Raw genomic sequence first — 18,079 nt, forward strand, 5'->3', positions numbered from 1 at the left:
GTGTTAAGCACGCCGCCAGCGTTCGTCCTGAGCCAGGATCAAACTCTCCGTGAATGTTTACTCGGCCAGTAAATTAATACAGCCGGTGCACATACACGAGAGCGGAACAGTCAGGCGGAATAAGCCCAACCGTTCACAGCGTCCTCGCTGTATGTTTTCTTCAAAGGAACCTCGCCCCAGACATCACATCGATGTTTGGAGACGGGGTATCAACATATCTGGCGTTGATTTTTGGCACGCTGTTGAGTTCTCAAGGAACGGACGCTTCCTTTGTACTCACCCTCTCGGGCTTTCCTCCGGGCTTCCCTTCGGTGTTCCAAACTCTATCAGTGTTTTTCCGGCCCCCTGACCACCGTCCTGCAGGCATGCAGAAGATGACCCCGGGATAGGATCTGACAAGTTGGGTGCTGCCAAGTCAAGCAAAGACGCTTGATCGCGTCGCTCGGCCTCAAGCAGGAGTACGACTATACATGCGGCCGTAGAGCGGGTGCAAATCGATTCGAGGTGTGGTCTAGACCACTAATCCGGACCTCTCAGGCGGAACCGGTACTACATATGACATACCCTGCTGCACAGTGTGCCGTCCGGGACAGGCAGTGACGGCCCCATCACATATCCACCCCTGGGAGGCTTCCCATGACCAGCGTGACGTCCCCTCTCGCAGGACGTGCCATCGGACTGACGGAGGTGCCGGATCCGGTCTTCGCCGGAGCCATGGTCGGCCCCGGCATGGCCATCGACCCCGTACGTGAACCTTCCGAGGCCGTCTCTCCCGTGGACGGAGTCATCGTCTCCCTCCACCCGCACGCCTTCGTCGTCGTGGACGGTGAGGGACACGGCGTGCTGACTCACCTCGGCATCGACACCGTGCAACTCAACGGCGAGGGCTTCGAGCTGCTCGTCAACAAGGGCGACAACGTGACCCGCGGCCAGGGCGTCGTGCGCTGGAACCCGGCTGCCGTCGAGGCCGCCGGCAAGTCCCCGGTGTGCCCGGTCGTGGCTCTCGAAGCCACGGCCGATGCCCTCTCCGGTCTCCGCGAGGACGGCGATGTGAAGGCCGGCGACAGTCTCTTCACCTGGGAGTGACGTCAAGACCGTCGTACGACGGTGAGCAGGACAACCACCGCGGCGGCGGGACCCGCCGCACTATCGGAGACGGGTGAGATGGAGACAACGCTGCGAGGCGTCGGTGTGAGCCACGGTGTGGCGATCGGCGAGGTTCGGCATATGGGGACGGCGGTTCTGGAACCGCCTGCCAAGCAGATTCCGGTGGAGGACGCGGAGCGCGAACAGGGGCGCGCCCGCCAAGCCGTGGACGCTGTGGCGGCCGACCTGATGGCGCGCGGCAATCTGGCAGGGGGCGAAGCCCAGGCGGTGCTCGAGGCGCAGGCCATGATGGCCCAGGACCCCGAGCTGATGGCGGACGTGGAACGACGTATCGCGGTCGGCAGTACCGCGGAGCGGGCCGTGTACGACGCCTTCGCCGCCTACCGTGCTCTGCTGGCCGGTGCCGGTGAGTATCTCGCCGGCCGGGTGGCCGACCTCGATGACGTGCGGAACCGTATCGTCGCCCGGTTGCTCGGGGTGCCCATGCCGGGTGTCCCGGACAGCGACGAGCCGTACGTCCTTATTGCTCGTGACCTCGCGCCTGCCGATACGGCGCTGTTGGACCCGACGCTGGTGCTCGGTTTCGTCACCGAGGAGGGCGGGCCGACGAGTCACAGCGCGATCCTGGCGCGGGCGCTCGGTGTGCCGGCCGTGGTGGCGCTGCCGGGGGCCGGGGAGTTGGCCGAGGGCACGGTGGTCGCCGTCGACGGCGGCACCGGTGAGATCTTCGTGAACCCCAGTGATGAGAAGAAGGAGCAGCTGGAGGCCGCGGCCGCCGCGCGCAAGGCCGCTCTCTCCGCTTCTACGGGTCCTGGTGCCACCTCAGACGGACACAAGGTGCCGTTGCTGGCCAATGTCGGCGGTCCTGCTGATGTGCCGGCCGCCCTGGAGGCTGGGGCCGAGGGCGTGGGGCTCTTCCGTACCGAGTTCCTTTTTCTGGACGACAGCAAGAACGCGCCGTCCGAGGAGAAGCAGGTCGAGGCCTACCGGCAGGTGCTCGAGGCGTTCCCCGAGGGGCGTGTCGTCGTGCGTGTGCTGGACGCGGGCGCGGACAAGCCGTTGGACTTCCTGACGCCCGCCGATGAGCCGAACCCGGCCCTGGGTGTGCGCGGTCTGCGGTCGCTTCTCGATCACCCCGACGTGCTCCGCACCCAGCTGACAGCCCTCGCGAAGGCCGCCGAGGGGTTGCCGGTCTACCTTGAGGTCATGGCTCCGATGGTCGCGGACCGTGCGGACGCGAAGGCGTTCGCGGACGCGTGCCGGGAGGCCGGGCTGCGGGCCAAGTTCGGTGCGATGGTGGAGATTCCGTCGGCCGCGCTGCGGGCGCGCTCGATTCTGCAGGAGGTCGAGTTCCTGTCGCTGGGGACCAACGACCTCGCGCAGTACACCTTCGCCGCCGACCGTCAGGTGGGTGCGGTGTCCCGTCTGCAGGATCCGTGGCAGCCCGCGCTGCTCGACCTGGTCGCGATGTCCGCCGAAGGGGCGAAGGCCGAGGGCAAGAGCTGTGGTGTCTGCGGCGAGGCCGCGTCCGACCCGCTACTGGCTTGTGTGCTGACCGGGCTGGGGGTCACCTCGCTTTCCATGGGTGCGGCTTCGATTCCTTATGTGCGGTCGATGTTGGCGAAGTACACGCTGGCTCAGTGCGAGCGGGCCGCGCTGGCCGCGCGGGCCGCGGACAGCGCCGAGGAGGCGCGAGCGGCGGCTCAGGCAGTGCTGTCCGGCGAATAGTCGAACAGTTCGGGTGGGGAGCCTTCCGTCGGCTGTGGTTCAGGGGCGCCTCACCAGTGGGTGGGGCGCCCCTGGCGTGTTCAGTGGTGGTGTCCTCCCGGGGGTTGCTCCAGGTCTCCGAGGTCGGGCGGTACGCAGTAGTCGACGCCTGATTCCGGGGAGATGAGGTCGCCGGATTCGACGTCGGTGCAGTAGGCGTCGAAGACCTCGCCTGCGGTCAGGGCTTCGAGGCCGTCGCCGCGCAGGCGCCAGCCGTAGATGCAGTCGGTGGTGTTGGGGCTGGTGGTGCGCATGACGAGGCCGCCGGGGCTTCGGGTGGCGAGGCCGAGGGCGAGGATCGTGGTGAATTCGAGGGCCTCGGCGTCGTCCATGTGCGTCGTTCCGTCCTCGTCCTGGTCGGCGTGGAGTACGGAGACGAGGGTTTCCGGTGCTCCCGAGACGCTGCAGACGAGGTGTCGGTTGCCGGGTCGGGCTGTGTCTAGGATGCGGACGAGGAGGCCGGAGGCCCGGGTGAAGGCGGCGCGGCCGATGTCCTCGCCGCAGGAGGCGCAGGCGCCGAGGCGGGCGAGGAGTGTGGTCGCGTACTCCCAGGTCGCCTGGCGGACGGCCTCGTCGACCAGGGCCGGGAGGAGGTCGGCCAGCGGCTGGCCCTCGTAGAGCAGGGTGGGGCCGGTGGCCGCGAGTTCGGCGGTGAAGCGGGTGCGGCTCGACGGGATGTCGGGGTCGAGGCCGCTGTCGGCGCAGAACTCGGCGTATTCCTGGGGGTCGAAGAGGGCCACGCTGGTGTGGCTGCCCTGGGAGGCGCGGATCTTGAGGAGGGCCTCCACCTGCTGGAGGTAAGCCGTGTGGTCGTCGAAGGTGAAGCTGCGATAGCGCCGCATGGCGCTGAAGTCCTGCTCGTCGGTCAACAGGCCGATGGTGCCTGCGATTTCGCGGCGCAGAACGCGTCGCATGGTCTGGTGGTCGGTGTGCGCCATGTTTCCCCCTGTGCGCGGTTGATCAATGCTCACTCACAGTAACCGGCGGCACTGACAACGGCGTCCGAGCGAGGGGCTCGCGGACCAGGCGGTGTTGAATCATGCAGGTCAGAGCGATGGCGGCGCCGAAGACGGTCCAGCCGACGGGGCCGGTGGCGATGGCCGCGGTGACCGCGAGTGGGCCGATGCTGCGCTGGGTGGACTGGGCGAGTCCGTGCACGCCGAGGTAGGTGCCTTGCGCGGTGTCGGGCGCGAGGGCGACGGAGAGTTCCCACGAGATGGTGGCGTGCAGTATTTCCGCCATGGTGAAGGCGGCCGCCGAGGCGGTGAGGAGCACGGTCGCCGTGACGGCTCCGCCGGTGGACGAGAACGCCAGGGACGTACCGCCCAGGACGAAGGCCGCGGAGAGCGGTATCAGCAGGTTGCGGGTGGCCGCCGTCGTGGTGGCGAAGCGGGCCAGGGGGACTATGAGCGCCACCACCATCACGTTGTTCAGGACCATCAGCAGGGGTGCCAGGCCGTGCGGTGCGTCGCTGGCGTGGGCGATCCACAGCGGCAGGCCGACTTTGAAGACGGCGTCGTCGAGGAAGAGGACGGTTTCGGTCGCGACGTACGCGAGGTAGGTGCGGTCGCGCCAGGGGTTCGGTGGCTTGCTCGCGGAGGGCGCGTCCTTTGACGTCCTTACGGTGCGTTGCGGCGACGGGGGTTCGCCGCAGCGTGCGGTGAGGGTCGCGACTGCGACGAAGGAGAGGGCGTCGCCGAGGAGGAGCCAGTGGTAGGCGGCGGTTGTCCCGAGGGCGAGGGCGGCCGCGGCGGTGAGGCCGCCCAGGGCCCAGCCCGCGTTGGCCGCGGTTCGGCTGATGGCCTGGTAGCGAATGCGGTCCGGGCCTGCGACGCGGGTGGCGTAGAGCTTGGTGAGCACGTTGGCGGCGCGGTCTCCGAAGCCGCCGATGGCCGAGACGGTGATCAGCAGGACGTAGCTGTCCGTGGTCAGCAGGGCAAAGGAGGCCAGGGCGCGCAGGAGTTGGAGGCCGACGAGGACGCGGGTGAGCGGGAACCGGTCGGCGAGGCGGCCGCCCAGGGGTGCGCCGGCGATGCCGATGGCTCCGGCGATCGCGGCGAGGGTGCCCACCTGGGGGATGGAGAGATGCGAGACGTAGGTGAAGTACAGGACGGAGACGGAGGCCCACAGGCCGCTGCCCGTGCGGTCCACGAGGGCGATCGCGAGCATTCTGCGGCCGTCGCGTCCTCCAGGTATGCGTTTCGGCCGTACGGCTGCGCCTCGCGTCGTAGCCACTGCTCCCCCTTGCGTTGAATTATGTATTGGTACATAGTGATCGATGTGGCAATACAATATGGGATCAGTGGTACGACGGCCAAGGGGATTGCCGCGTCCGTCGAACGGCGTGTGGCCGAAGGGGCGTTGGGGCCGGGTGCCGCGCTGCCTCCGGTGCGGCGGCTCGCGGACGAGCTCGGGGTGAGTCCGGGGACCGTCGCCACGGCGTACAAGGAGCTGCGGCAGCGGGGCATCGTCGTCACGCGCGGGCGGGGCGGGACGGTGGTCGCGCAGGCCCCGGCGGTGGCGTCACGGCGGCCGCCCCGAGTGCCGGAGGGCCTGCGGGACCTGGCCGGCGGGCACCCTGATCCCGCGTTCCTGCCTGCTCTGGTGCCACCCTCCCGCCTGTCCCCCGGTGCACGGTCCCACCGGTCGACGCCCCGGCTGGCGCGGCTGGAGGAGACCGTGCGGGACTGGCTTCGGCCCGACGGTGTGCCCGTGGAGCACGTGACCTTCGCGCACGGGGCGCTGGATCTGATCGGGCGGCTGCTGTCCGTGGAGTTGCGGCCCGGGGACGCCGTGGCCATGGAGGACCCCGGATATCACCATCTGCTGGATCTGGTCACGGCGTTGGGGCTGCGTATGGTGCCTGTCGCCGTGGACGACGAGGGGATGCGTCCCGATGCCCTGCGTGCGGCGCTGCGGGCGGGTGTGCGCGCCGTGGTGTGCAGTCCCCGGGCACAGAATCCGTACGGGGGTTGCTTCTCGGCCGCGCGCCGGGACGCGCTCGTCGAGGTACTCCAGGATGAGCCGGAGGTGCTGGTCGTGGAGAACGATCACGCGTCCGCCGTAGCGGCCGCTCCCTTGTGGTCGCTGAGCTCGGGTGGGCTGTCGCGTTGGGTGCATGTGCGGACCGTCAGCAAATTCCTTGGCACCGACCTGCGGTGGGCCGCGGCGGCCTGTGATCCGATCACGTCGGCACGGCACGACGGGCGGTTCCTGCTGACGTCCGGCTGGGTCAGTCATCTCCTCCAGGAGACCGTCCACGGGCTGATGACGGACGACGGCACGCGCGCGTTGGTGATGAACGCCCAGGAGGCGTACGCCTTGCGCCGGGAAGCCCTGCGCAAGGAGTTGGGCGGGCGGGGCATCAAGGCGCACGGGGCGAGCGGGATGAATCTCTGGGTGCCCGTGCGGGACGAGTCCGCCGTGGTCAACGGGCTGCGGTCGTACGGCTGGTGGGTCGCCGCGGGGGCGCGGTTCCGGCTGTCGTCCGAGCCGGGCGTACGGATCTCCGTCGCCGAGCTCGGACCGGCCGACGCGGTGCGGCTGGCCTTGGACTTCGCCGCTGTGCTCGGCGAGGGCGAGTCCGAGGCCACCTATGGAGGGTGATCGTCCTCTACAGGAGGGCGATCAGGCGCGTTTGCGCGCGAGGTCCTCGTAGAAGCTCAGCAGGTCGAGGTTGTCGATGGAGCCCGGGTTGACCGCCTTCTCCAACGGGGTGCCCTGGAGTAGGCGTTTGACCGGTACCTCGATGCGCTTCCCGGTGAGGGTGTGCGGGACGCCGGGGACCTCGATGACCTCGTCGGGGACGTGGCGCGGGGAGAGTTGTTCGCGGATCGTCTGCTTGATGCGGCCCAGGAGGGCGTCGTCCAGTACGGCTCCGGGGGCGAGGTGGACGAAGAGGGGCATCCAGTAGCCGCCGTCGGGCTGCTCGATGCCGATGACGAGGGACTCCTTGATCTCCGGGAGCCGTTCGACGGCTTCGTAGATGTCGGCCGAACCCATGCGCACGCCTTGGCGGTTGAGCGTGGAGTCGGAGCGGCCGTGGATGACGACGGAGCCCCGGGAGGTGACGGTGATCCAGTCGCCGTGGCGCCACACTCCGGGGTACGTGTCGAAGTAGCTGTCGTGGTATCGGGTGCCATCCGGGTCGTTCCAGAAGTAGATCGGCATGGACGGCATGGGGTTGGTGACCACGAGTTCGCCGACCTCGTCGACCAGGGGGACGCCGTTCGGGTCCCAGGACTGGAGGTCGGTGCCCAGGCCGGGGGCCTGGAGTTCGCCGATGTACACGGGGAGGGTCGGTACGGCTCCTGCGAAGCAGGAGCAGACGTCCGTGCCGCCGCTGACCGAGGCGATCCACAGGTCGGCCCCGCTCTCTGCGAACTCGTCGTGCAGCCAGCGGAACCCGTCGGGCGGCAGGGGTGATCCGGTGGTGGCGACGCACTTCACCTTGGAGAGGTCGAAGTCCCGGGTCGGGTGCACCCCGGCCTTGCGGCAGGCCATGACGTACGCGGCCGATGTGCCGTAGAGGGTCGCCCCGGTGCGTTCCGCGATGCGCCACTGGGCGGCCGTGTCGGGGTACCCGGGGCTGCCGTCGTAGAGCACGATCGTCGTGCCCGTCAGGAGGCCGGAGACGAGGAAGTTCCACATCATCCAGCCGGTGGACGTGTACCAGAAGAAGCGGTCCTCGGGGCCCAGGTCGCAGTGCAGGCCGAGTTGTTTGAGGTGCTCAACGAGGATGCCGCCCTGGGACTGGACGATGGCCTTCGGGAGGCCGGTCGTGCCCGAGGAGTAGAGGACCCACAGAGGGTGCTCGAAGGGGACCTCTTCGAAGACGGGCTCCACGTCGGCCGAGGTCAACGCCGACCACTCCAGGGCCCCTTCGGGGGCTTCGGTGCCAAGCAGGGGGATATGGACGACCGCACGCAGGGTGGGTAGTTCGCGGCGCAACTCGGCGACCGTGTCGCGGCGGTCGTGCTCCTTGCCGCCGTAGCGGTAGCCGTCGACGGTGAACAGGACGACCGGTTCGACCTGTTGGAAGCGGTCGAGAACGCTGCGGGCGCCGAAGTCGGGGGCGCAGGACGTCCAGACGCCGCCCACGGCCGCTGTGGCGAGCAGGGCGACGACGGCCTGCGGGATGTTCGGGAGGTAGCCGCTGACGCGGTCTCCGGGGCGTACGCCGAGGGTGCGCAGTCCGGCGGCCAGGGAGCCGACCTGGCGGCGCAGCTCGGCCCAGGTGACCGGGCTCGGCTCGTGGGTCTCGTCGACGTACAGGAGGGCCGGTTCGTGGGTGCGGGTCGCCGCCGCGCGCAGGGCGTGCTCGGCGTAGTTGAGGGTCGCTCCGGGGAACCAGTGCGCACCGGGCATCGAGCGGTCGCCGAGCACGCGCGCGTAGGGCGTCGAGAACCGGACGTCGAACCACTCCGTGGCGGCCTGCCAGAACGTGTCCAGTTCGTCGACGGACCAGCGGTGCAGTGCCGCGTAGCCGCCGTCGGCGGGGGCTCCGTGGTGTTCGGCCGCCCAGGACTGGAATCTGGTGACCTGTGCCTGGGCGATGCGTTCCGGATCTGGCTGCCAGAGCGGCAGGGGGTTCGCGGTCGACATGGGGCGGCTCCCGGGACTGTGCGCGTCGTGTGCGTCGGTCGCGCACGTGCGGGGGTGTGCGCGTGACGCGGCTGACACGGACGATGCCATGTGATCGACTTCGGCACCAGGGCGCGCCCCCACATGGTCCGTGTCGTGAAGATGTGGTCCCACCACGGGTGAACGGCAGTTGAACGACACGGTTATCGGGGACCCGTAATGGCAGGGTGAGCAGCATGGACGGTCGTGACCTGGTGCGTTCGGTGAAGGTGGTCGGCTCGACGGGGGCGGCGCAGGGTCTGCGTACCGTACGGGCGGCGTGGCGCAGGAGGCGTGCCGACGCCACCGGGCTGCCCGCGCGCGGGGCGGAGCGCGCCCGGGTGCCCGGGCCGGTGCGCGAGGCGGAGCCCGGGCCCGGCGGTGGGGTCATCCGGTTCAGCCGTTCCGAGCTGTGCATCACCGTCGCCGTGAACGGGGCCGTCTTCTGGGGCTGGGACGGGGCCGGTCCGGAGCCGTCGTACGCGCTCGGCGGGCGGTGCCCCGAGCCGGACCCCCGGGCGGTCCTGGAGCCGGACAAGGACGGCGGCTGGCGGGTCGTGGCGGAGCGGGTGACGGTCGCCGTGTCACGGCACGGCGCGGTCGAGGTGCGTACGCCCGGAGGTGTGACGCTGCGCCGGGATCTGCCGCCGCGCTGGTGGGAGCCGGTGGGCGGGGGCACTGCTCGCTGGATGCAGCGGTCGGAGGTGGCGGCGGACGCGCGGTTCTTCGGGCTCGGCGGGCGCGCGTCGGGCCCCCGGCTGCGCGACGGGACGTACCGGCTGTGGAACACCGACCCGGGGCGGGCGTTCGCGCCGGGTGACGATCCGCTGTACATCACCATGCCGATGCAGTTGGTGGTCGCCGACGCGGCCACGCATCTGGTGTTCCACGACACCTCCTGGGACGGCACGGTGACGCTGCGGGAGGGCGAGGAGGGCGCCGGTTCCGGACACGACCGGGCCGGGGCGTCCGAGCTGCGGATGGACGGGGGGCCGCTGCGCTGCTGGGTGGTGGTCGGCACCCCCGCGCGCGTGCTGCACGCATGGGCCTCGCTGACCGGTGCGCCCGCGCTGCCTCCGGCGTGGGCACTGGGCCACCATCACGCGCGGTGGGGTTTCGGCAGTGAGCAGGAGGTACGACGGATCGTCGCCGGCTACCAGGAGCACGGCCTGCCCCTGGACGCCGTCCACCTGGACATCGACCACTACGACGAGCACCAGGTGTTCACGGTCGACCGCGAGCGCTTCCCGGACCTGCCGGTGCTCGCCGGGGAGTTGCGGCGGGACGGCATCCGGCTGGTGTCGATAGTGGACCCCGCGGTGAAGGCCGAGCCGGGAAACGCCGTCTACGACAGCGGGACGGCCGAGGACGCCTTCGTGCGGGACGCCTCGGGGCGGCTGGTGCGGGGAGTCGTATGGCCCGGGGAGGCCGTTTTCCCGGACTTCACGCACGCGCGTGTGCGGAAGTGGTGGGGCGGGCTCTACAAGGAGCGTCTCGCGCAGGGGTTCACGGGGTTCTGGCACGACATGAACGAGCCCACGTCCTTCACCGCCTTCGGGGAGTCGACCCTGCCCCGTTCGGCCCGGCACGACCTGGAGGGGCGGGGTGGGGATCATCGCGAGGCGCACAACGTGTACGCCCTGTGCATGGCCAGGGCCGCCTACGAGGCGTTGCGTGAACTGGCTCCCCAGGAGCGGCCGTTCCTCTTCTCGCGCTCCGGGTGGGCCGGGATGCAGTCCTACGGGGGTACCTGGTCCGGCGATGTGGCCACCGGCTGGCCGGGGCTGCGGGCCTCGCTGTCGCTGGTCATGGGGCTCGGGCTGTGCGGGGTTCCGTACTCGGGTCCGGACGTGGGCGGCTTCGACGGGAGTCCGTCGCCCGAGCTGTATCTGCGCTGGTTCCAACTCGGCGCGTTTCTGCCGCTGTTCCGTACGCACGCGAGCCTGCGGGCGGGGCGTCGGGAGCCCTGGGAGTTCGGTGCCGACGTGCTGGAGCACGCACGCGTGGCGCTCGTCGAACGGCGGCGGCTGCTGCCGTACTTCATGACGCTGGCCCATCTCGCGCGGCGGACCGGAGCGCCCTATGTGCGGCCCCTGTGGTGGGGCGTGCCGGAGGATCGCGCGCTACGGGACTGCGAGGACGCCTTCCTGCTGGGCGACTGCCTCCTGGTGGCGCCGGTGCTCGATCCGGGGTCGGACCGGCGTGCGGTGCAGTTGCCGAGGGGGCGCTGGTACGACACGGCGACGGAGCCCCAGCCGAGTTGACCGCCCTGGCGGCGGCAGCGCGGGGCGTCCGTTCCTCGGTCGTACGGCTGCCGCAGGTACACGGCGAGGGCGATCACGCCTTCGTCCCGGGCGTGATCGACATCGCCCGCGCCAAGGGCGTCTCGGCATACGTCGGCGACGGCAGCACCCGCTGGGCCGCCGTCCACCGCGACGACGCGGCGGTGCTGTACCGGTTGGCTCTGGAGAACGCCCCGGCGGGCACGGTGCTGCACGCTGTCGCCGACGAGGGCGTACCCGGACTGGAGATCGCCGAAGTCATCGCCAAGCGGCTGGACATACCGACGACGAGCGTGCCGGTCGAGAAGGCCGAGGCCCACTTCGGCTGGCTGGGCCACTTCGTCGCGTCCGACCTGGTGGGCACGAGCACGCTGACGCGAGAGCGGTTCGGTTGGACCCCGACCCGGATCGGCCTACTCGCCGACCTCGACCACGACTACTACTTCGAGGTCAACCAGCCGTCGTAGCGGACCAGTTGACGAAGGTGGTGAATGCGGCGGGGCCGAGGGTGAGGATCGGCCCCGCCGGGGTCTTGGAGTCGCGGATGGCGAGGGAGGAGGTGGGGCAGGGAGTTTCGGCGATCTCTACGCAGTCGCCGCCCTGGTCACCGCTGTACGAGGACTTACGCCAGGCGAGCGGGCCGAGCGGCGCGCACTCGACGCAATTGCCGCCCTGATCACCGCTGTAGCTGGACTTCCGCCACTGAGTCACCGTCGGCATCGCGTTGTTCCCCATAACGTTCCTCCATCACGCGCCGGATCAGCTCCGCCGAATCCCTGAGGGAGAGGGCGGCGGCCTGGAGATGATCGTAACGGAGCGAACAGTCCTTGACAGTGTCTGGGTTGGCGGTGGGATGCCCGCTTCCATAGCTCTCGGTGTAGACGATGGTCGGGTCGCTCGGAAAGCGATAGAGGTCGTACGAGCCTTGGAGCCCCGCGTGCGCTCCGGCCGAGTGCGGCAGGATCTGGATGTTGATCCGAGGATCGTCCTCATAGGTCAACAGGCGGGCCAGTTGGTTCCTCATGGTCTGCCGGCCGCCGATCTCCAGATACAGCGCGGCCTCGCTCAGGATCGCCCAGAAGACCGGCGGCTCATTCTTCTCGAAGATGCGCTGACGAGCCATGCGTACGGCGGTCCGGTCGTCCAGGTTGCTCTTGTCCAGCGTGCCGAGCACGGCACGGGCGTACTCCTCGGTCTGGAGGAGACCGTGGATCATCTGCGCCTCGAAGGAGCAGATGTCGACGGCCCGTGCTTGCAGTTCGGCAACTTGCTGGAACCACGCGGGGAGTTGACTGCGCAGCACCAGATCAAGCAACCGGGTCAGCAACCCACCCGTGTTGAGCGCGGCGTCGACCTGCCTGCTGAACTCCAGCGTCGGGAGCTTCTTCGCGGTCTCGATCTGGCCGATCAGTGACCCGGTGTAGTTGATGATGACGCCGAGCTGGCGTTGGGTGAGGCCGGCCGCTTCTCGATAGCGGCGCAACTCGTAGCCGTAGTAGTCCAGCGGCGACGCCCCTGGATCAAGCGTGGCGATGTGCACGCGAAGCCCCCTGTCTCCGTCTCCCGACAATGCGCACCCGTAAACGGGTTGTATTCATGCCATTGCCGAGGGTAGCGACGGGGCGCCAGTCTCGTAATGTGAACGAACCAATTCCCCCCGCCACGCTGGCCGTTCCCCGCCGCCGGCAGTACGTCATGCACCTCACCGTGGGTGAACACTCGGCCCGGCACATCCGCCGTATCGTCCGCTCGTTCCTCCTGGAGTGGGGCATGCGGGAGCTGTCCGACGCCGTCGAACTCGCCGTGACGGAGCTGGTCGCCAATGTCGTACGGCATGTTCCGGACCGGCGCTGCGGGCTGCTGTTGCTGTGCCAGACGGCCGGCGTACGCGTCGAGGTCAGCGACAGCTCCTCCCAACTCCCGGACCTGCACGCCGACTTCGACGCCGAGTCGGAGAACGGGCGCGGGCTCGTGATCCTGGACGCGGTGACGGACAAGTGGGGGGTGACCCGGGCGGCAGAGGGCGGGAAGACGGTGTGGTTCGAGTGTTCGTGAACTCGGGGGGTCAGCCTTCCTGCGGGTCGGCCGCGAGGTCGGTCGTGTCCTCGGCCGGCGCTGCCTTGACCGTCACGGACGGGTTGAGGTCGAGGAAGGTGACGGTCAGGTCGAGCGTCCCGCCGTCGGTGTCGTTCTGCGTGGCGTAGGTCTTGCCCCGCACACGGAACCGCTTGGCGTGGTCGTCGCCGTCGACCCACAGGTCCATGGTCAGGGCGCCGTCGACACCCTGGTTCACGAACTGGTCGACCCGCTCCATGCGGAGGTCCCGGGTCGCCTTGTCCTTGGCGGCGCTCTGGGCCGCGCGCAGGTCGCGGCTGGTGACCGTTCCCCGGTAGTGCAGGGCCTCGGTGCCGTCGACGGTCTCGGTACCGATCCTCCGCACGTCCTTGGAACCGACCAGGAACGTGGACTGCACGACCGGGCTCACCTCCAGCGAACGGGGCAGCACACCATAGGAGTTGTTGTTCGCCGCGCCCCGCCCCCACACGGCCGGCGCGGCCCTGACCCAGCCCTTGCCACCCGACTTCGCCGGGTCGAGGCCGCTGCCGCCGAGGTAGATCGCCTCGTCGACGAACCGGATGTCCAGCCCGCCCTTCGTACGCGCACCGGCCACGGTCATCACCATGGTCATGGCCGTCGGTTCCGTCTTCATGGACGCCTCGGCCGTCAGGCGCCCCCGCTCGGGCACGGTGCCGGTGACCCGGTAGTGGAGCGAGGTGATGTCCTCGGAGTTCTCCGCGGCCTTCGCCACGGCCGCCGAGGGCGTCAGCTCGGCCGAGTCCTCCTTCGCGGAGTCAGCTCCGCAGCCGGCCGCTCCCCCACCGAGCAGCACGGCGGCGAACGCCACGCCCGTAGCTCTGCGCGGCACGGAGTCACGCATCAGAATCCCCACAATTCCCCCCGGAATCAGGTGTGTTCACCCTGGTCAAGGGTGCGATCTTACGCGGCGACGGCAAGTCGGCGCCAAGCCGTATACCGGTGGCGGCAAGGGCGAGACCCTTCGTCCACCGGCAGGTGTGCGGAGTCACCCGTCCCGGTGACTCCCGCCGCCGCCGATGAACGTTTCCCGCACGTTTCGCGTCTCCGTTCACATGCTCCCCGCCGAACACCACGCCCTGGTCCGGCCGGTGAACACGGCCCCGCAGCGGAACCAACTCCTCCGTAACTTCCGCGCCCGCCACCGCGCACCGCTCCTCGCGACCCTCCCCACACTCCCTCTGTATGCGGTCTGGTGGGCGTTCCTCGCCACCGGCGGCGGTGATCTCGCCGCGCAGGACGCGTGGGCCGACTTCGCGTCGCAGCACGGGAGATCGGCGTACAACCTGTTCTGGTACGGCGGGATGCACACCGCCAACTACAGCCTGATCTCCCCGTACTTGATGGCCGCGGTGGGCGTCCGCACGGTCACCGTCGTCTCGGGGCTCGCGGCCTCCTGGCTGGCGGCGGTCCTCGTCACCCGCACCGGTGTCCGCCGGCCCCTCGGCCCCGCCCTGCTGTGCTCGCTCGCCCTGTGGTGCAACGTCGCGTCCGGCCGCACGACCTTCGCCCTCGGTATCGCCCTCGCGCTGGCCGCGTGCGTGCATCTCACCCGTGAACGGCGGCTTGTTCCTACGGCGGGTTACGCCGCCCTCGCCACCATGGCCAGCCCTGTCGCGGGGCTGTTCCTGGCGGTCGTGGGCGCGGCGTTTCTCGTTGTACGGGACTGGTGGCGGGCGGCGGGGCTGATGGTGCCGCCGGCACTCGTCGTCGGCGTGACGACGCTCTTCTTCCCGTTCACCGGCGAGCAGTTGATGCCGCCGAGCCGTATCTGGCCGCCGGTTCTGCTGGGGCTCGCGGTGGCGACGCTGGCCCCTCGGTCGTGGCGGGTCGCTCGGTGGAGTGGAGCGGTGTACGCGGCCGGGACTGTCGTGACGTATCTCGTGCCGTCGCCGGTCGGTACGAATGTGGAGCGGTTCGCGGAACTGTTCGCTCCGGCGGTGCTGTTGGCTGTGCTTCTGGGTGCGCCGCGTATGCGTTCCGCTGGAGAGGTGGTTTCTTCACTGCGGGCGCGTGGGGGCTGGTCGCGCCCCGCGGCGGAGCCGCATATCGATACAGCCCCGCGCCCCTCAAAAGCGCTGCACCTGAACGGCGTTCATCAGTCCCGCCTTGGGCGCAACCTGCTCATCCTCGCCCTCGTCTTCTCCGTCTCCTGGGTCGGGAAGAAGACCGTCGACGACCTCCAAGTCTCCACCGTTGTCCCCGCCTGGGCCAGCGACACGCAACCCGTCGTGCACACGCTGGAACGCCTCGGTTCCGGTCGCACCCGTGTCGAGGCCGTCCCCGCCCGCGATCACCGCGAGGCCTCCGAACTCGCCCCGCACATCAACCTCGCCCGGGGCTGGAACCGCCAGCTGGACATGGAACGCGCCCGCCTCTTCTACGACGGCACCTTCTCCGCGTCCACCTACCGGGCCTGGCTCGACCACTGGGCCGTCGGGTTCGTCGTCCTGCCCGAGGCCACCCCGGACGGCTACGCGAAGCAGGAAGCCGTCCTCGTCCGCTACCGCCGCCCCGACTGGCTCCAGCCCGTGTGGCGTGACGCCCACTGGCGCGTCTACCGGGTCCGCGACGCCGTGCCCCTGGTCTCCGAACCGGGGAGGGTCGTACGGACGACCAGCGCCGACCTCGTCGTGCACGTCTCACGCCCCGGTCCGGTCACCGTCCGCGTCGCGTACTCGCCGTGGCTGCGCGCCCACGGCGCCTGCCTCGCCAAGGACGGCGACTTCACCCGCCTGACGGTGCCCGCGGCGGGCGAGTACCGCATCAGCTCCGAATACGGCCGCCCGTCGCCGGCTCCCACCCGGTGCTGATCAGCGGATCGGTTCTCAGCCGATGGATTTCAGCTTGCGCGAGAGAAAATCATTCTCGATGAGATCGAAATGACCGAGTCCGGTAATATCGAGCTCGACATTGGCCAAATTCAGACCATGGTGCCGCACCGCGTTCCGCATACCGTCCAAATGTTCTTCGTAGTCGGCCGAGAGGACGACTTTGACCACGTCCGTGACTTCAGCCACCCTGGTGACGCGAGCGCCGAACTGATCATATCCCGCGGGGTCCCAGTAATGGATCATGTCCGTGGCAAGTTGATGCACCTGTCCGAAATCTTTCGACGTAATCTTGAGCGCATAACTGCACAATGATCGAAACACCGCCTGATCATTCGCCAGGCCCACGAGTTCCTTCAGCGCCGAGGTGGGATCACGGCGGTCGGCGGATGCGAAGAGCCGCGAGATCGTCATGGTCGACTGATTCACATTGGGGTCGAGCAGGAGAACGCCGGCGATCCGGGGGTGTCGGCGACCGGGCACGGCCGTCCAGTGTTCTGCGAGCTGCAATACCAGGTCAGCGCCCAGCGAGAACCCGATCAGGATGATCCGCTTGTGCGGATTCTCATGGCCGATCCACTCGACGAAGTCCGCCACCATCTCGACATGTCTGCCGACCGGCACCGGAGGAAGCGGGTCCGCGTTCCCTGGCGCATAACCGGCCAGGCTCACCGCGATCCCATGAGTGTCGTGCGTCTCCAGATACTCCTGATAATCGGTGGCATCAAGCCCCAGACCATGAAAAAACAGACTGACAGTAGGAGAATCGGCCACACGTTCCAAATAGGTCAGCTGCCCGAATTTTTCATGAGCCAGACGGTCGGGAAGCGGAACGGTCGTCATGAAATCGGTCACTCTCTCGAAGGTCTGGATGATGAATCCGCTGTCAGAGACCCCAGACCATAGCCCAATACCCGACCCACACGTGCGGGAATCGGGATTTTTAGGCCAGCCTGTGTCGGTATGCTTCAAGGCCCCCTGGGCATGGGTAAAGAGCACCCGCACCCAATAGATTCCTGTGACTTACCGGAATGATCCAACGGGCCCGGGGGAGCGTGCTTCATTGGAAAGTACGTTGAGTGAGTTGGACGCACGAAGGCTGATCTTCGATCACTCGCTGTCGCGTGAGCGCGTGGGACGCATAGGTGTGGAGCTGGAGTGGTTCGTCCTGCCGGTGGACGATCCGGGGCGCCACGCGAGCGCAGCGGAACTCACCGGCATCGCCCCGCTGGCCGGGAACCCGCTCCCCGAAGGGGGCCGGACCTCCTGGGAGCCCGGTGGACAACTGGAGTTGAGCGGCCCGCCCCGCAATTCGCTACAGAGCTGCATCGACGCCGTAGCCGCCGATCTCGCCGTGCTCCGGAGTCGGGCGCAGTCCTCGGGGATGCGGCTCCTGGGCGCCGGACTCGACCGCCGTCGTCCTCGGTTCACCATCGCGCTGCCCCGCTACCAGGCGCTGAAGGACTACTACGCGCAGCGCGGCAACGTCGGCGACGCCCTGCTGTGCAACACCGCGTCCGTGCAGGTCAACGTGGACGCCGGGGACGGCTCGGACGGCTGGCGCGGGCGCTCGCGGCGATGGTTGATCGCCAACTCCCTGGGGCCCGTGCTGATGGCGGTCTTCGCCAACTCCCCCGTGCTGGAGGTGTGCGGCCCGCGTGAGACCTCCGCGGTCTCCGGGCGGCAGTTGCTGCGGTTCCGGGCCGATCGCTTCCGCAGCGGACCGCTGCCTCCGGGCAGTGACCCGCGCAGCGTGTGGACCCGGTACGCGTTCGACGCGCAAGTGGTGTCCATACGCCGGCCGGGACCCGCTCATGTCCTGCCCTCCCCTTACGGGTCACAGGAGTTCGACGACTACGCGGCGACGTGGGAGTCCGCGCCCGCCGGGCTGTCCCTCGGACACTGGCTGCGCGGCATGGGCCCGCGAGCGGTGCGCGTGGACGACGTCTTCCACCATCTCAAGTCGCTGGTGCCCCCCGTCCGTGCCTGCGGGCACCTCGAGTTGCGCATGATCGACGCTCAGGGGGACGACGACTGGGTCGTGCCCGTGGCCGTGGTGGCGGCGCTCATGGACGACAGGACCAACTCCGACGCGCTCTCCTCGCTCATCCGGGCCGCGTCCCTGGTCCCCTCGCGTCACGACTGGATCAACGCCGCGCGGAATGGTCTGGCCGATCCCGAACTGCGTGCGCTCGCCCGGACGGTGATCCTCATGGCCCTGGCCGGGGTGCGCCGGCTGGGGGTGTCGCCGGAGGTGTCCGGCGCGGTGGAGCGTTTCGCGGAGAACTACACGCTGAGGGGGCGTTCTCCCGCTCAGTCGCGGCTGCCGAACCGCATGGCGGTCGCGTGAGCCGCGCCTCTCGTCTGTGAAGGAGT

General features: G+C 69.1%; 15 protein-coding genes. 8 read left to right on the forward strand and 7 right to left on the reverse strand.

Features of this window, described 5'->3' with window-relative positions; translation table 11 throughout:
• The first annotated feature begins 636 nt into the window (after positions 1-636).
• Positions 637-1,086, forward strand: a complete 450-nt coding sequence (locus ACNFOC_RS21635; RefSeq protein ID WP_416960738.1) for a PTS sugar transporter subunit IIA — start codon at positions 637-639, stop codon at positions 1,084-1,086.
• A 78-nt stretch (positions 1,087-1,164) separates the two neighbouring features.
• Complete coding sequence (gene ptsP / locus ACNFOC_RS21640) at positions 1,165-2,835, forward strand: phosphoenolpyruvate--protein phosphotransferase (RefSeq protein WP_416960739.1); 1,671 nt, start codon at positions 1,165-1,167, stop codon at positions 2,833-2,835.
• Positions 2,836-2,915: 80 nt separating this feature from the next.
• On the opposite strand, the gene ACNFOC_RS21645 is transcribed toward ptsP, so the two are convergent.
• The gene (locus tag ACNFOC_RS21645; protein WP_416960740.1) at positions 2,916-3,812 is read right to left on the reverse strand and encodes a DUF8829 domain-containing protein; all 897 of its coding nucleotides are present in this window, start codon (positions 3,810-3,812) and stop codon (positions 2,916-2,918) included.
• A 22-nt stretch (positions 3,813-3,834) separates the two neighbouring features.
• Entirely contained in the window at positions 3,835-5,043 is a 1,209-nt protein-coding gene (locus ACNFOC_RS21650; RefSeq protein WP_416960741.1) for an MFS transporter, read from the reverse strand.
• 111 nt (positions 5,044-5,154) lie between these two features.
• Here ACNFOC_RS21650 and ACNFOC_RS21655 point away from each other — a divergent pair, with 111 nt between their 5' ends.
• A complete protein-coding gene (locus ACNFOC_RS21655; RefSeq protein WP_416960742.1) occupies positions 5,155-6,480 on the forward strand; it encodes an aminotransferase class I/II-fold pyridoxal phosphate-dependent enzyme in 1,326 nt (441 codons plus the stop codon).
• A gap of 21 nt (positions 6,481-6,501) precedes the next feature.
• Here the strand turns inward: ACNFOC_RS21655 and ACNFOC_RS21660 are convergent, their stop codons facing one another.
• On the reverse strand, positions 6,502-8,478 hold the full coding sequence (locus ACNFOC_RS21660) for an acetoacetate--CoA ligase (RefSeq protein ID WP_416960743.1): 1,977 nt from the start codon (positions 8,476-8,478) through the stop codon (positions 6,502-6,504).
• 215 nt (positions 8,479-8,693) lie between these two features.
• Here ACNFOC_RS21660 and ACNFOC_RS21665 point away from each other — a divergent pair, with 215 nt between their 5' ends.
• Positions 8,694-10,760: a glycoside hydrolase family 31 protein gene (locus ACNFOC_RS21665; protein WP_416960744.1), complete on the forward strand. Its 2,067-nt coding sequence runs from the start codon at positions 8,694-8,696 to the stop codon at positions 10,758-10,760.
• Positions 10,757-11,245 (forward strand): Rossmann-fold NAD(P)-binding domain-containing protein, encoded by a 489-nt coding sequence (locus ACNFOC_RS21670; RefSeq protein WP_416960745.1) that lies wholly within the window; start codon positions 10,757-10,759, stop codon positions 11,243-11,245. Before ACNFOC_RS21665 ends, ACNFOC_RS21670 begins: the two co-directional genes overlap by 4 nt.
• Here ACNFOC_RS21670 and ACNFOC_RS21675 read toward each other — a convergent pair.
• Both ACNFOC_RS21675 and ACNFOC_RS21680 read right to left on the reverse strand, forming a co-directional pair.
• On the reverse strand, positions 11,229-11,498 hold the full coding sequence (locus tag ACNFOC_RS21675) for a DUF397 domain-containing protein (RefSeq protein ID WP_416960746.1): 270 nt from the start codon (positions 11,496-11,498) through the stop codon (positions 11,229-11,231). The two genes, ACNFOC_RS21670 and ACNFOC_RS21675, sit on opposite strands and share 17 nt — an antisense overlap.
• On the reverse strand, positions 11,455-12,318 hold the full coding sequence (locus tag ACNFOC_RS21680; RefSeq protein WP_416960747.1) for a helix-turn-helix domain-containing protein: 864 nt from the start codon (positions 12,316-12,318) through the stop codon (positions 11,455-11,457). Before ACNFOC_RS21680 ends, ACNFOC_RS21675 begins: the two co-directional genes overlap by 44 nt.
• Positions 12,319-12,416: 98 nt before the next feature.
• On the opposite strand from ACNFOC_RS21680, the gene ACNFOC_RS21685 reads away from it, so the two are divergent.
• Positions 12,417-12,833: an ATP-binding protein gene (locus tag ACNFOC_RS21685; protein ID WP_416960748.1), complete on the forward strand. Its 417-nt coding sequence runs from the start codon at positions 12,417-12,419 to the stop codon at positions 12,831-12,833.
• A 10-nt stretch (positions 12,834-12,843) separates the two neighbouring features.
• Here ACNFOC_RS21685 and ACNFOC_RS21690 read toward each other — a convergent pair whose 3' ends face one another.
• Entirely contained in the window at positions 12,844-13,716 is an 873-nt protein-coding gene (locus ACNFOC_RS21690; RefSeq protein ID WP_416960749.1) for an SCO4651 family lipoprotein, read from the reverse strand.
• A 211-nt stretch (positions 13,717-13,927) separates the two neighbouring features.
• On the opposite strand from ACNFOC_RS21690, the gene ACNFOC_RS21695 reads away from it, so the two are divergent.
• Positions 13,928-15,685: a DUF8823 domain-containing protein gene (locus ACNFOC_RS21695; protein WP_416960750.1), complete on the forward strand. Its 1,758-nt coding sequence runs from the start codon at positions 13,928-13,930 to the stop codon at positions 15,683-15,685.
• Between the two features lie 15 nt (positions 15,686-15,700).
• On the opposite strand, the gene ACNFOC_RS21700 is transcribed toward ACNFOC_RS21695, so the two are convergent.
• The gene (locus ACNFOC_RS21700; RefSeq protein ID WP_416960751.1) at positions 15,701-16,558 is read right to left on the reverse strand and encodes an alpha/beta fold hydrolase; all 858 of its coding nucleotides are present in this window, start codon (positions 16,556-16,558) and stop codon (positions 15,701-15,703) included.
• Positions 16,559-16,787: 229 nt separating this feature from the next.
• Between ACNFOC_RS21700 and ACNFOC_RS21705 the strand changes: the two genes are divergently transcribed.
• Positions 16,788-18,053 (forward strand): glutamate-cysteine ligase family protein, encoded by a 1,266-nt coding sequence (locus ACNFOC_RS21705; protein WP_416960752.1) that lies wholly within the window; start codon positions 16,788-16,790, stop codon positions 18,051-18,053.
• The last annotated feature ends 26 nt before the right edge of the window (positions 18,054-18,079 follow it).

Source organism: Streptomyces colwelliae, assembly GCF_048158785.1.
GTDB lineage: Bacteria > Actinomycetota > Actinomycetes > Streptomycetales > Streptomycetaceae > Streptomyces.